The organism is Arthrobacter sp. JSM 101049 (genome assembly GCF_041679245.1).
GTDB lineage: Bacteria > Actinomycetota > Actinomycetes > Actinomycetales > Micrococcaceae > Arthrobacter_H.
Map to the genome: position 1 here is coordinate 747,168 of NZ_JBGFFC010000002.1, position 13,515 is coordinate 760,682.

The following is a 13,515-nucleotide window of genomic DNA, read 5'->3' on the forward strand; positions in this document are numbered from 1 at the left end:
GCACAGCCAGCGATCCGCCCATCCTGCCCCGGCCCGCATTACCGGGCCGTTACCGGCGCATTACCGCTTTCCGCGCTTCCGGCCGCTGCCGCCGATTCCGCGCGTGGCCTAGAATCGAAGGCCGGGGTCCCCGGCGTGACGTCACCGCCCGAGCCCGCCCGACCGTGACCCGCCTTCAACCGAGAGCAGCCAGTGCACCCCACCGAACCCGCCGCCGCGACGTGGGCCGACCAGCAGGAATTCAGGTCCTCCCCGGCCTGGAAGCTCCTCTCGGCCGCACCGTGGACGGTGGCGTTCCTGCGCGCCGAATTCACGCAGGCCCGGCCCCGCATCACGTTGGAGGCCTTCCACGCCTCGCTGCACTCCTTCCTGCGGCATCTGCGTGCAGCCGGGACGCCGCTGAACGATACGTGGCAGGCCCAGCACTATGCCGATGCCTGGGTGCGCGCCGGCTACCTGGCCCGCCCGCTCATCGACGGGGCGTTCGTCTACGAACCCACCGCCCACACCTCCCGCGTGCTGACCTTCCTCGAGGGGTTCTCCGGCTCCGGCACCAACCTGAACTCCTCGCGGCTGAACACCCTGCTGACCAGCATCGAATCGCTCGCCCACGAGACCGACCCGGACCCCGAGGCGCGCATCCGCCAGCTCGAGGCGGAGATCGCCGAACGCCGCGAGCGCATCGAGGCCCTGCAGGCCGGGACCAGCCCAGCGGTCCTGCCCGCGGAGGGCGCCGTGGCCGCGGCCCGCAGCGTCCTGGACCTGGCGGCCAACCTGCCCGCCGACTTCAAGCGCATGCGCGATGGCGTCCGCCAGATGCTCCACCAGGTCCGCCGCGAGATCATGGAGGCCTCCGTGGCCAAGGGCGTGGCCGTGGGCCGCGTGCTCGAAGGCGACCGGCAGCTGCGCAGCACCGCCGAGGGCGAGACGTTCCGCGGCTTCACCGAATTCCTCAATGACCCCGCCCGGCAGCGCCGCTTCCGCCACGCCATCAACGAGGTCCTCGAACGCGATTTCGTGGACGGCCTCAACGCGCAGGAACGCCACACGCTGGCCAACCTGCTGCGCGAGCTACGCCGCCAGGCCGGCGAGGTGCACTCCAGCTACGGCAAGCTCTCCGAATCCCTGCACGCGTACGTGCAATCGGACGAGTTCCGCGACTCGGTCCTGTTGCGCAAGGCGGTGCGGACCGCCGAACTCGCAGTGGCCGGCTCCCCCGCCCTGGCGGCCCGGACGCAGGTGGCCCCGGTCAGGCTCTACGCCCCGGCCTTCTCCACCCTGTCCGGGCTGGGGATCTTCGACCCGCAGGAACACCTCGCCCCGCCCAAGCTCGCTGCCCCGCCGGCGGTCTCCAGCGCGGATATCCGCCGCACCCCGGCCACCCCGAAGGCCGACGCCGGCCGGCTCGACGCCGCGATCGCCGCAGCCCGCCACGCCGCTGGCGGCCGGGCGACCCTGGGCGACGTCTTCGCCGGGCTCGAGCCCGGCCACCTCCACGTGAACTCGATCCGCTACCTGGTTGAAACCGCCCGCACGTCCGGCCAGGACGTGGACACCACGCGCTTCGAGTCATTGGAATTCACCCAAGTCGACGGCTCCGCCCGCACCGCCTACCTGCCCGTGATCACCTTCGCGAAGGACCCCGCATGAGCCACACCGAACCAGACACCGAGCCCACCCAGATGGACCGGGACGATGCCCCCGAAACCGGGTACGACGACGGTGCTTCCCCGGCGCCCGCGGGGCGCCGGGCCGAGGAGCAGCTCTTCGACGGCGACACCGGCCGGTTCCCCCTGCCCCTGCGCCAGGCGCTCATCCGGTTGCTGCGCGGGCCCTACCTGGACGGCACGGCCGACGCCCGCCTCTGGCAGCTGGTCCTGGACCGCCGGACGGAGATCTCCGCCTTCGTCTCCGAGCTCTTCCTGAAGCTGCAGCTGGACACCGAGCGCAAGATCGCGCTGCTCGTGCCGGTTCCCACGGAAACGGTGCACACCACCGCGATCGTGCCGCGCAAGCCGCTGCGCCGCGAGGAGACCCTGCTGGCCCTGCGGCTGCGCCTGCTGCTGGACCGCCATGCCGGCACTGGCACCGACCCGGTGATCTCCCGCTCCGGCGCCCGCGAGATCCTCGAGGAACACCGCCACCCCGGCGCGGTCGACGACAAGCGCCTCGAGGAGCTCACCGATTCCTCGCTGGCCCGCCTGGCCAGCCTCAAGCTCATCCTGCCCACTGAGCTCGCCGACGAATACCGGGTCTCCGGCGCCCTGGCCCTGGCCCTGCCGTTCGATTCGATCGACCAGATCCCCGCCTATCTGGACTCCCTGGACCGTTCGGCCGACGGGGCCCCGGAAGCGGCGCTGGAACTGGATCTGCCCCCGGACGCCGACGGCGACGGGGACGCCGACGGGGACACCGACGCCGAGAACACCGACGCCGAGGTCGCCGATTCCGCTGCCGCGGCCACCACCGACACCGAAGGAGCCTCCCGGTGAGCATCTCCCAGACACTGCCCTTCGGGGACGCGGTCAACCCGGGACAGCAGCGCCTGTGTTCGATCCAGGTCATCAACTGGGGCACCTTCCACGGCCGGCACGAACTCTATGTGGATCGCAACGGCACCCTGCTCACCGGCCACCCGGGCGTGGGCAAGTCGACCCTGTTCGACGGGATCGGGCACATCTTCCATGCAGCACCCCGCCTGAATGAATCGGCCCATGAGGCCTCGACGCGCAAGGACCGGCGCACCACCTACTCCTACATGCGCGGACGCCGGTTCAAGACCGAGGCCGGCACGCTGTACCAGCGCCCCGGTGCCACCTGGAGCGCCATCGCGCTGACCTTCGAGGACGGGCTGGGCACGAAAACCTGCATCGGCGCCCTGTTCGACCTGCCATCCCAGGGCCTGGAGGGCCAGGTCGGCAAGCACTACGTCATCGGCGAAGGGACCCTGGACACCGCCGCCCTGGAGGACCACGGATCCCGGCGCTTCTCCCCCTCCTCGCTGGTGAAGGCGCTGCCCGGGTTCGAGGCGTTCGACGTCCACCGCACCTTCGCCGAACGCTTCCGTCGCCGTCTGGGGATCGACAACGACAAGGCATTCTCGCTGTTGCGCACCCTGCAGAACGGCAAGGGCCTGGACCGCGGCGTCAACCAGTTCTTCCGCTACGAGGTCCTCGAGGTCCCGTCCACCCTGAAGGCAGCCGCCGGCGCGATCGAGGACTTCTCCCACCTGCGCGGGATCCACCGCCAGCTCGAGGAGGCCCGGGCCCAGCGCGACGCCCTCGAGCTCGTCCCGGAACAGCACAAGCGCCACCAGGAACTCACCGCGCAACTGCTCCGCACCACCGACCTGGCCCGGGTGCAGCTGCCCCTGCTGCGCGAACACCTCGCGGCCGACCTGCTCGGCAGCCACTCCCGGCGCATCACCGCCGAACTCTCCGGCAACCGATCGGCCATCGACGCCGCCGCCGAGGCCAAGACCGCGCTGGAGGAACGCGTCCGCTCGCTGACCGAACAGCACGACTCCCATGGCGGGCAGGCCGTCCAGGCCCTCGAACGCGAACTCGAGGCCGCCCGGGCACGCCGGGCCGAGCGCGAGTCCCTCGCCTCGACGCTGAAGGCCCAGATGGACGACGCCGGGGTGCAGCTGGTGTTCTCCGCATCCGGGCTGCAGGCGGCACGCCGCCAGGCAGCCGTGACCGCCGAGACCCTGCAGGGCGTGGCCAAGGATGCCCGCACCATGGAGTACGAGGCGATGGCCGCCTCCATGGAGGCCCGCGAGAAGGCCCAGAAGCTGCGCCAGGACATCGACTCCTACGCCCGGCGCGGGTCCAACATCGACGGCCTCTCCGCCGCGGCCCGCCGCCGCATCTGCTCCGAAACCGGTGTGGCGGCCCACGACCTGCCCTTCGCCGGCGAGCTGGTGGACATGGCACCCGGCGCCGGCGCCTGGCGTCCGGCCGCAGAAAAGGCGCTGCGCTCGCTGGCCACGACCCTGCTGGTGCGCGGGTCCGACCTCGAGAAGGTCACCGCGGCGGCGGACCGGCTGGAGGGCTACGGCCGGCTGCGCTGGATCGACCTGTCCGCCCACACCCCGGGCGGGGACTCCGACCCGGTGGCCGCCGCCGGCCCCCGGGCCCTGGTGTCCAAGCTGGAGTTCAAGCAGTCCGACGCGGGACTGTGGCTGCAGCGCAAGATCGCCGCCGACCATGACTTCACCTGCGTCGATACCGATGCCGCCCTGCACGCCGAGAAGCGGGCCATCTCCCGGGCCGGGACGATCAAGTCCGGCCGCGGGGCCTTCGAGCGCGACACCCGCGAGATCGCCGCCTCGGACTACCTGCTGGGCTTCACGAACGAGGAGAAGATCGCCGAGCTCGAGGCCCAGGTCGCCAGTCTGGAAGCGGACCGGCAGGAGGCCGAGGAGCTGGCCGCCGAACGCAGCCGTTCCAAGGACTCCCTGGCCCGCAAATTGACCTTGCTGCGCGAGCTGGCCACCGACGAGCGGCCCTTCTCCGCCTTGGATTCCGCAGTGCAATCGGCCGCCGTGGCCGAGCTCGAGACGCGCATGGCCGATGCCATGGATTCGAGCACGGATCTGGCCGGGCTGCGCACCGCGTTGGGTGAGGCGAGGGCCGAGCTCGAGTCCGCCGTCGGGCACTTGGCCGTGTTGCGCAGCGAGACCCGCTCCCTGGAGCAGCGTGCGACCCAGGCGAACAGCCAGCTCGATGCCGCACAGCGCTCCAGTGCCGCCGGTGCCCCCGAGGAGGCGGCCAAGGCCGAACTGGCGCAGGAGGAGTTGCTGGCCGAGGCCATGCGCCGCCTGGACGCCGGGGAACCGGTCGAGCTCGGCGAGCTCGACGCCGCGGTCTCGGCGACGTCGCTGGCCCTGGGCGAGCGGATCACGGAGCTGCGCGAGCTGGTGTTCGCCACCGAAGCGTCCCTGACTGAGACGTTCCGGCAATTCACCCGCGACTTCGGCGTCTCCACCTCGGCCTCGTTCGGCACCGGCATCGCCAGCGCCCCGCACTACGTGGCCCTGCACCGGGCCATCGTCGACGAGGGGTTGCCGCAACGCCAGGAGGAGTTCCGCGAATACTTCTCCAACCGGTCCTACGAGCGGTTCTCCGACCTGCTGCAGCTGCTCGAGGAGGAACGCCGCGGCATCGGCGAGCGCATCCTGCCGCTGAACCAGATCCTCGCCGACGTCCCGTTCGAGCACGGCTCGCGTCTGCGCCTGGAGGTCAGGACGACCATTCCCGACGAGGCGCGGGAGTTCCGCAATGCCCTCAAGGACGCGCTGGGCAACGCCTACGGGTCCCGGGGCGCCGACGAGCTCAGCGCGAACTACAAGGCCCTGGAGAAACTGGTCGACGATCTGGACGATCCCTCTCGTGCCGCCTGGCGGGACACCGTGTTGGATGTCCGCCAGCATGTGCAGATCAGCTGCAACGAACACAAACCCGGTGGCGAGGTCGAGAACGGCCTCGAACCCGGTACGCTGTCCGGTGGCGAGGGCCAGCGCTTCACCTCGTTCATCATGGGCGCCGCGCTGGCCTACCAGCTGGGCTTCGCCCTGCAGGGATTCACCACCTACGGCACCGTGATGATCGACGAGGCGTTCATCCAGGCGAACTCGGACTACGCTGCTGCCGGCATCAACGCCTTGCAGGAATTTGGTTTCCAGCTGCTGCTGGCCGCACCGGAGGACAAGATCGACCTCGCCCAGCACCTGGGATCGGTCACGGACATCATCAAGCACCCGGGATCGAACGTCTCGGGCTTCGTGGAGACCGGCCTCTCCCCCGCCGTGGCGACGGACTTCATCCTGCGCTGAGGCAGTGCCCGCCCCCGGGGGCTACGGGTGGAAGTGCTGTTCGTGGTCCGAGTGGCTCTCGGCCTCGATCTGGAAGGTCGAGTGCTCGATGCTCACCTCGAAATGACCGGCCACGCACGCCTGCAGGGAGTCCAGGACCCGGGAGGCCCGCCCGTCATGGAAGGCCTCGTCGCGGACCACGACGTGGGCCGTGAGCACCGGCAGCCCGGTGGCGATCTGGGAGGCGTGCAGGTCGTGCACGGAAAGCACCAGCTCGTGGGAGAGCAGATGCCCGCGGACCTCCTCCAGGTCCAGTCCGTGCGGAGTCGATTCGAGCAGGATCGACGTGGTCTCGCGGAGCAGCCGGAAGGCGCGCGGCAGGATGAGCGCGCTGATGAACATCGCCGCCAGCGCGTCGGCGCGCATCCACCCGGTGGTGGCGATGACGATCGCCCCGACGATCACCGCAACCGAGCCGAGCGCGTCGTTGACGACCTCGAGGAACGCGGCGCGCATGTTCAGGTTGGCTCCGCGGCCCGAGCTGAGCACCGCGATGGCGACGACGTTGCCCAGCAGGCCGATGATGCCGAAGACCAGCAGGCCGGTGGCGGCCACCTCCGGCGGGGCGAAGAGGCGGCGGACGCCGTCGATCATCGCGTAGAGCCCGACGGCGAGCAGCAGGGTGGATTGGGCGGTCGCCGAGAGGACCTCGGCACGGCGGAATCCCCAGGTGCGCCGGTCCGTGGCGGGCCGGCCCATGAGGGTGGCCGCCGTCAGGGCCATGAGCAGCCCGGCTGCGTCGGTGAGCATGTGGGCGGCGTCGACCAGCAGGGCCAGGCTGCCGGTGATGACGGCGCCGACGACCTCGGCGATGAGGATCGCCGCGGTGATCGCGAAGGCGATGGCCAGCCGGGGCCGGTGGGCGAGCGCCCCGCCACTGTGGTCGTGGGAGTGTCCGTGGCTCATGACGTTCCCACCGAGTTGCCGTGGGATTCGTGCCAGTGGTGGGCGCCGAGGGCGACCTCGCGGCCGGTGGACGCGAGCAGGGATTCGGCGGCGACCAGGATCGCCTCCAGACCGTCGACCTCGGCCAGCGAGAACATGCTGGCCCTCCCCACGGGACGGGAGACGACGAGCCCGCAGTCGCGCAGGCAGGACAGGTGGGCGCTGACGGTGCTCTGGGCCAGCCCCAGGTGGTCGGTCAGCTCCCTGACCTTGTGCTCGCCCGAACGCAGGTGGCGCAGGATGAGCAGACGCGTCGGATCGGCCAGTCCGTGGAACAGCGCGGCGGCAGGGCCGAGGAGCGCCGCCTCGGGTTCGGTGACCTTCGCTATCATCGTCATATGCCGATCATAGTCGCGACCCGGCGTCCCGGCCAGCCCCTGCGACCCCACCGACGCCGGCCCTTTTGCAGGCTGCGGCACCGTGGTAGGCAGGGTGCATGACGACCAATGCCTCGAAGACCCTGAAGTTCGCGAACCTGGGCACCGTGGCGGCGACGCTGCTCAGCGGCTGCAACACCGATTCCGCCGACGACGGAAGCGGCAACGGCCCCAGCGATGCCGCCTCCTCCGCCAGTGCCAGCCCCGGGGGCCAGGGCCCGGCCTACACGGCCATTTCCACCGTGGAGCAGGAGGGCGGCCAGGTGGTGGGCATCGACCGCGTCGATGAGGGGGAAGAGGGCTACCACGTCGAGGTCCTCGACGGGGACATGATCTACGAGGTGGACGTCGATACGACGGGCAAGAATCCGCAGCCACGGACGAAGACGGACTTCGAGGCCCCCGACCTCAAGCGCATCCAACAGGTCACCGTCCCGCTGGCCGACGCCTTGAAGACCGCGCAGGAGGCGGTCCCCCACAAGAATGTCGACGAGGCCACGCTCGAGGGCGAAGGCGACATGGTGACATGGGAGATCGAGTTGGATGTCGACCACGGCCAGGGCGGATCCGACGTCCAGGTCGACGCCCGCAGCGGCGAGGTCGTGAAATAACGCCGCGGCCGCGGACCCGCCCCCTCCGGGAGCAGGACCAGACTCGCTGTCCATGACATCCCCCGAACCGGACGCGTCACCGGCGTTGCGCATCCCCGCGAACGGCCGGCTCGACCCGCAGCTGGCTTTGTCCATCCTGGCCGCCCATGCGATTCCCGACGTCGACGAACGGGTGGGCGCCGAGCACCGCCGGCCGATCCTGGTCGCCGGGCGGCCTCGGGTGCTCGGCCTGCGCTTCACCGAGGAGGCGGTCCTCGTCCGCCCGGTAGCCGGGCCGCTGGCGCCCCGGGACGAGGCCGACGTGGTGGCACTGATCCGGCGGTGGTTCGACCTCGACCTGGACCTGGGCCCGGTGAACGCCCTGCTGGCGGAGGATCCGCTGCTGGCGCCGCTGGTGGCCCGGCGCCCCGCGCTGCGGCGGGTTGGCTACCCCGATGCTTTCGAAGCGGCGGCGACGACAGTACTTGGCCAGCAGGTGTCGGTGGCGGCCATGCGCACCTTCGCCGGACGGCTGGTCGCCCGGTGGGGCGGTCCTGCGGTGAACGGGTTGCGCCCCTTCCCCCGGCCCGCGGCCATCGCCGGGGTCCCGGAGGACGAGCTGCAGGCGGCCATTGGCCTCACGGGCGCGCGGACGCGGACCCTGCGGGCCGTCGCCGCGGCCTTCGACAACGCACCGGGCGCAGACGGGGATGGCGGGATTCCCGCCGGCGGGGATACCGCGGCAGACGCCGGACCTGCCGGCACGGTACCGCTCACGCGCGCGGAACTGCTGGCCCTGCCTGGCATCGGGCCCTGGAGTGCGGACTACCTGGAGGTGCGGGCCCGGTTGGACCCCGATGCGTTCGCGCCCGGGGACCTGGTGCTGCGCCGTGCCCTCGGCCGGATCGGCGCCCGGGAGGCCGAGGCCCGCGCCGAGGCGTGGCGCCCCTACCGGGCGCACGCACTGTTCCACCTGTGGACCGCGGAAGCCTACGACAGGTAGGACCGCCGTCGTGCCCGGCCAGTGGCCTCGGCCAGCGGGCTCCGGTCAGCGGGCCCCGGTCAGCGGGTGCCGGTGGACACCGTGGGTTCCTCCGGGAAGATCTGCCCGATCGGTTCGCGCTTCTCGGCCTGGAACGTCTCCTCGGCCCGGCCGAACGCCCAGTAGGCGGAGAGCGAGAGCGCCTTGCGGTCCACGCCCTTCTCGTCAGCCAGGTACCGGCGCAGCGCCTTGACCATCTCGCGCTCCCCGTGGGCGAAGACCTGCACGTCGCCGTCGTGCCATGGCCCGGCCATCACGGCGGCGGCGAGCTTGGTGCTCTCCGGGGTGAAGGGGCCGCCGCGGTGCAGCCAGTGCACGTTCATGCCCTTGGGGGCCTTGAACTTGATCTCGTCCTTCTCCTCGGCGACCTCGACGTAGACCTCCCCGACAGCGGAGCGGTCCATCGCCTCCAGCGCCGCGGCAATGGCCGGCAGCGCGGATTCGTCCCCGGCGAGCAGGTGCCAGCCGGCGTCTTTCGACGGGCGGTACATCCCCCCGGGGCCGGAGAAGCAGACCAGGTCCCCGGGCTTGGCGTGGTTCGCCCACGGCCCGGCGATGCCATCCTCGCCGTGCACGACGAAGTCGATCTGCAGGGTCTGGTTCGCCTCGTTGACGCTGCGCACGGTGTAGGTCCGGCGCACTGGCATGCGCTCGGGCGGCAGCACGCTGCGCAGCTCGTCCAGGTCGTAGGGCGGGGTCAGGCCCAGGGCCGGGTCGGCGAAGAGCAGCTTGACGTACTTGTCGGTGGCATCCTTGTTCCGGAAGGCGGCGAAACCCTCGCCGCCCAGGGTCAGGCGGACCATGTGCTTGCCGATCTTGCGCCGGGACACCACCTCCAGCACCACCAGCGGTCGGGGCGGCCGGGCAGCTGCGGGGACGGTCATTCGCGGATCACTCCTTCGGGCGCCGGGCACAGCCCGGCTACAGTCTTTCCCCCAGCCAATCCCACGCGGACGGCCAACGCAAACCGGCTTCGCCGAGGGCGAAGAGATGACCCGTGCCCGTCATCGGCTAGGCTGGGTCCAGCTTCACGAGCTGCGGCCACGCACGGGCTCCGACCCGGCCGCACACCAACCCCATGCATCACGGGTGGTTCGGATGACGAAGCGGCCCGGCGCGCACGTGCCGGGCAAGAGCACCCGAAAGGCATCCCATGGGCCCCCTCCCCTCCACCGGCATCGATTCCGCCTGCCGTTCCGGCGCCCCCGGCCATGCCCCTCCGGCCGGGGCCGGCGCGCACCTGCTCGCCGATGCGGCCGGATGGGTCCCGGTGACGGTGTTCGTCGACCCGCCGGCCCAGGCGCTGGTGCTGGCCTGCCCGTCCGGGGCCCGCTGGATCGGCTACCACCATGCGGTCGCCGGGCTCTGCGCGCGTCTGGGCTGCGTCCTGCCCGGCGCCCTGTCCTCCGCGCCGCCCCGCACGGCACAGCACGACGGCGGCACCCCGGTGCCGCTGCTGGCCTCGGCCCCGTGCCACTGGCATCCGGGCTCCCGCGTCCTGGGCCTGCCGGCCGACCCGCGCGTGAGCGCCGGGAGGGCCTACGTGGAACTGCCCGCCGCGCCGCTGGATCCGTGCCCGCTGGAACACGACCGGGCCCTGGCGGCCGCGTTCGCCGCGGTTACCGGAACACCGGTTCGCCGATGAACTCCTCGAGCTTGGCGCGTTCGGCCGGCGGGAAGCGCAGCAGCCGCTGGTCCCCCACGGAGAAGAACGCCAGCGTCGTGGCGGCGCGCACGCGCAGGCCCCCGTCGACGGGGTCGTGGAATTCGTAGCAGACGTCGACGCTGGCGGCCTTGACGTTGGCCAGCCAGAGGTCCACCTCGGCGGGGACGTTGCGGTAGTCCAGCGGGGCGACGTAGCGCACCCGGTGCTCGACGACGAGGACCTGCGTGTTCTCCGGCACCGCGGAAAAGAGGTCCACCATCGGCTCGTTGCCGGGCTTGCCCGTCCCCCCGGGGACGCCGAAGCCGGCGATGCGCGCTTCCTCCATCATGCGCACCAGGTTCACGTTGTTGATGTGCCCGTAGGCGTCCATGTCTCCCCAGCGCATCGGGACCTGCACGCGCAGGCTGCGTCCGCTCATGGTGTCCCCGCCTCGAGCTCGTTGCGCGGCTGGCCCTCGGGCCATTGCTGCCGGGTGCGCCGGCGTTCCTGGTGGTCGACGTGCTGGTCCTCGTCGGAGACGATGCCCAGGCGCTGCAGTTCGGAGAGGATGAGCGCCCCGTCGGGCGCGTAGATCCATTCCACCCCGGGGGTGGAGTTCACGGTGCGCTGCGACCGTCCACCGGCCAGGACCGCCTCGGAGGGGGTCAGCTGCCGGATGACGATCGCCCTGACGTTCTGCGGGTACCGCTGGGCGAAGCCGGCGTAGATCTCCGGGTCGTGCTGGCCGTCATCGCCCACCAGCAGCCACTTGACCCGCGGGAACTCGGCGGCCAGCCGGCGCAGCTGGTCGACCTTGTGCTGGGCTCCGGAGCGGAACCAGCGCCCGGAGGAGGCGCCGGTCTCGATGGGGCCCCAGTCGGTGAGCAGCAGCGGGCCCTCCGGGTAGAGGTTGCGGGCCAGGAAGCGGCTCAGCGTCGGGGCCACGTTCCAGGCCCCGGTGGAGAGGTAGAGCACCGGGGCCCACGGGCGGCCGCGCAGCACGCGCTCCATCATCACCGCCATGCCGGGGGTGGCCACGCGAGCGTGCTCGTCGAGGACGAAGGAGTTCCAGGCCGCCAGCAGGGGCCGCGGCAGCGCGGTGACCACCACGGTGTCGTCCACGTCGGAGATCAACCCGAATTCGCTGGACGAGTCCACCACGAACACCCGGGCGGTGACCTCCGCGGAGTTCTCGGTGGAGAGGGTGACGGTGTGCCAGCCCGGACCCAGCGGCGTCTCGATCCGGGCGTCCAGGACGCCGCCGCGGTCGGCACGCACCACGTGCTCCCGGCCGGCGACGGTGACGGTGACCTCGGCGAAGGCGATGGGCGGGGAGATGAAGTTCCGCCAGCCGCGCACGCTGTCGGCGACCACCTTCGAGCGCGGGACGCCGTGGCGGAAGGTCCGCGGCGGGGCGACGACGATCCGCGCCAGGACCCGGACCCAGCCCTGGGCCTCCGGCCCGGAGAGCCCATACCCGCGGAACGGCAGCACCGTGGGCACCATGCCGCGGCCGCGGCCGTTCGCTTCGCGGAAGGCATGCCAGGCGTCCTCGAGCCGGACCCCCAGGTGCTGCCGCAACGTTGATGGTTCGCGAGATGACATGCCGCCAGTCTTTCACGGCCCGCCAACGGGCCGCGACCGGCCACCCCTAGACGTTCTCTACAACTCGTAGAATACTTGGGCCATGATGTATGACCACGCAGACAACGAACCGGTCCTGGTCCTCGACGAGGACCAATGCTGGACCCTGTTGGGACGAAGCCGGCATGGCCGGATCGCCACCGCCTTCGACGGCCAGCCGGAGATCACCCCGGTCAACCACGGCATCGCCTCCGGCAGGATCTACCTGCGCACCGCCCCCGGCAACAAGCTGGCCGCCCTGACGGTGAACCCGTCGGTGGCCTTCGAGTCGGATGGCATCCTCAGCGACGAGGCCTGGTCCGTCGTCGTGCAGGGAACGGCGCGCGTGCTGGAGACGGAGGCGGAGATCGAGGCAGCCCGGGCCTCCGGCGTCGACCCCTGGGTGCAGACGCTCAAGGACGCCTGGGTGGAGATCACCCCGGCCTCGGTCTCCGGGCGTCACTTCGCCCTGGGTCGGCAGCCGGAGCAGCTCGACGAGCACTGACCGCCGCTAGGCTGGCAGGGTGGATACCGCGCAGAACACAGCAGAAAACACCCCAGGGGACGCCGCAGAACACGCCGTCCAGCTCGCCGAAGACCTCCGGGCGATCGCCGAGGAGGCCGCGCTCGGCGTCGGGCCGATGCTCCGCGAGGCCTTCCGCGCCGGTGCCGAGGCCACGGAGAAGGCCAACGCGCACGACCTGGTCACCGCCTTCGACCGGGCCAGCGAGTCGGCCATCGCCGCCCACCTGTTCGCGGCCTGCCCGGACAGCAGGATCCTCGGCGAGGAGGGCGGCCACCAGGGCTCCGGGCGCATCGAGTGGATCGTGGACCCCATCGACGGGACCAGCAACTTCGCCCACGGCGTCGCCTTCTTCTGCGTCTCCATCGCCGCCGCGATCGACGGCGAGTTGCTCGCCGGCGTCGTCTACGATCCGATGGCCGGGCTGCTGTTCTCCGCCAACGCCGAGGGCGCCTGGCTCAACGGCGAGCCGCTGCGCCCCCGCGCCCAGCCGGAGGAGCGACGCGCCAGCCTGATGACCGACTACCCCTCGGCCGAGGCCATCGAGGTGGACGGCCCGGCCGCGGTCGAGGCCTTTGGCATCCTCGTCACCCGCTACGCCACCGTCCGGCGCACCGTCAGCGGCGCGCTGGCCCTCGCTCATGTGGCCGCCGGCTGGACGGATGTCACGTTCGGCTTCGACACCAACTCCTGGGACGTCGCCGCCGGGGCCCTGCTGGTGCGCCGGTCCGGCGGCACCTACCGGCCTTACCGGTACGACGACGAGGCACGGCCGGCGCACGAGGCGCCCGTCTACATCGCGGTCGGCCCCGGCGGCAGCGCCGGGACCGTCACCGGCATCGTCGAGGAGCGGCTCGCGGCCCGGAGGTCCACCGGCCACCGCAAGTAGGGGCCG

13 protein-coding genes and 1 riboswitch are annotated in these 13,515 nt (G+C 71.5%); of the genes, 8 read left to right on the forward strand and 5 right to left on the reverse strand.

Translation table 11 applies throughout. The features are described from left to right. Positions 1-192 precede the first annotated feature (192 nt). The 3 genes from AB8M85_RS08715 to AB8M85_RS08725 are packed head-to-tail and all read left to right on the forward strand — an operon-like array spanning position 193 to position 5,836. A complete protein-coding gene (locus AB8M85_RS08715; protein WP_372698384.1) occupies positions 193-1,650 on the forward strand; it encodes a DUF3375 domain-containing protein in 1,458 nt (485 codons plus the stop codon). Continuing rightward, positions 1,647-2,492, forward strand: coding sequence for a DUF4194 domain-containing protein (locus AB8M85_RS08720; RefSeq protein ID WP_372698385.1), 846 nt, complete (start codon positions 1,647-1,649; stop codon positions 2,490-2,492). Before AB8M85_RS08715 ends, AB8M85_RS08720 begins: the two co-directional genes overlap by 4 nt. After that, positions 2,489-5,836: an ATP-binding protein gene (locus AB8M85_RS08725; RefSeq protein ID WP_372698386.1), complete on the forward strand. Its 3,348-nt coding sequence runs from the start codon at positions 2,489-2,491 to the stop codon at positions 5,834-5,836. The genes AB8M85_RS08720 and AB8M85_RS08725 overlap by 4 nt, the downstream gene beginning before the upstream one ends. A gap of 21 nt (positions 5,837-5,857) precedes the next feature. Here the strand turns inward: AB8M85_RS08725 and AB8M85_RS08730 are convergent, their stop codons facing one another. Further along, positions 5,858-6,781 (reverse strand): cation diffusion facilitator family transporter, encoded by a 924-nt coding sequence (locus AB8M85_RS08730; RefSeq protein WP_372698387.1) that lies wholly within the window; start codon positions 6,779-6,781, stop codon positions 5,858-5,860. After that, positions 6,778-7,158 (reverse strand): ArsR/SmtB family transcription factor, encoded by a 381-nt coding sequence (locus AB8M85_RS08735; protein ID WP_372698388.1) that lies wholly within the window; start codon positions 7,156-7,158, stop codon positions 6,778-6,780. The genes AB8M85_RS08730 and AB8M85_RS08735 overlap by 4 nt, the downstream gene beginning before the upstream one ends. Positions 7,159-7,256: 98 nt before the next feature. Between AB8M85_RS08735 and AB8M85_RS08740 the strand changes: the two genes are divergently transcribed. Continuing rightward, a complete protein-coding gene (locus AB8M85_RS08740) occupies positions 7,257-7,808 on the forward strand; it encodes a PepSY domain-containing protein (protein ID WP_372698389.1) in 552 nt (183 codons plus the stop codon). Between the two features lie 52 nt (positions 7,809-7,860). Beyond that, positions 7,861-8,790, forward strand: coding sequence for a DNA-3-methyladenine glycosylase (locus AB8M85_RS08745; protein ID WP_372698390.1), 930 nt, complete (start codon positions 7,861-7,863; stop codon positions 8,788-8,790). Positions 8,791-8,849: 59 nt separating this feature from the next. On the opposite strand, the gene AB8M85_RS08750 is transcribed toward AB8M85_RS08745, so the two are convergent. After that, on the reverse strand, positions 8,850-9,713 hold the full coding sequence (locus tag AB8M85_RS08750) for a siderophore-interacting protein (RefSeq protein ID WP_372698391.1): 864 nt from the start codon (positions 9,711-9,713) through the stop codon (positions 8,850-8,852). A gap of 142 nt (positions 9,714-9,855) precedes the next feature. Continuing rightward, a riboswitch (SAM riboswitch) is annotated at positions 9,856-9,971 on the forward strand. A gap of 11 nt (positions 9,972-9,982) precedes the next feature. Here AB8M85_RS08750 and AB8M85_RS08755 point away from each other — a divergent pair. Then, on the forward strand, positions 9,983-10,474 hold the full coding sequence (locus AB8M85_RS08755) for a hypothetical protein (protein ID WP_372698392.1): 492 nt from the start codon (positions 9,983-9,985) through the stop codon (positions 10,472-10,474). On the opposite strand, the gene AB8M85_RS08760 is transcribed toward AB8M85_RS08755, so the two are convergent. Beyond that, positions 10,449-10,913, reverse strand: a complete 465-nt coding sequence (locus AB8M85_RS08760) for an acyl-CoA thioesterase (protein ID WP_372698393.1) — start codon at positions 10,911-10,913, stop codon at positions 10,449-10,451. The genes AB8M85_RS08755 and AB8M85_RS08760 overlap by 26 nt on opposite strands. Next, complete coding sequence (locus AB8M85_RS08765; protein WP_372698394.1) at positions 10,910-12,079, reverse strand: App1 family protein; 1,170 nt, start codon at positions 12,077-12,079, stop codon at positions 10,910-10,912. The genes AB8M85_RS08760 and AB8M85_RS08765 overlap by 4 nt, the downstream gene beginning before the upstream one ends. An 82-nt stretch (positions 12,080-12,161) precedes the next feature. Here AB8M85_RS08765 and AB8M85_RS08770 point away from each other — a divergent pair, with 82 nt between their 5' ends. Together AB8M85_RS08770 and AB8M85_RS08775 are read left to right on the forward strand one after the other, a co-directional pair. After that, positions 12,162-12,602, forward strand: coding sequence for a pyridoxamine 5'-phosphate oxidase family protein (locus AB8M85_RS08770; RefSeq protein ID WP_372698395.1), 441 nt, complete (start codon positions 12,162-12,164; stop codon positions 12,600-12,602). 19 nt (positions 12,603-12,621) lie between these two features. Next, complete coding sequence (locus tag AB8M85_RS08775; protein WP_372698396.1) at positions 12,622-13,509, forward strand: inositol monophosphatase; 888 nt, start codon at positions 12,622-12,624, stop codon at positions 13,507-13,509. The last annotated feature ends 6 nt before the right edge of the window (positions 13,510-13,515 follow it).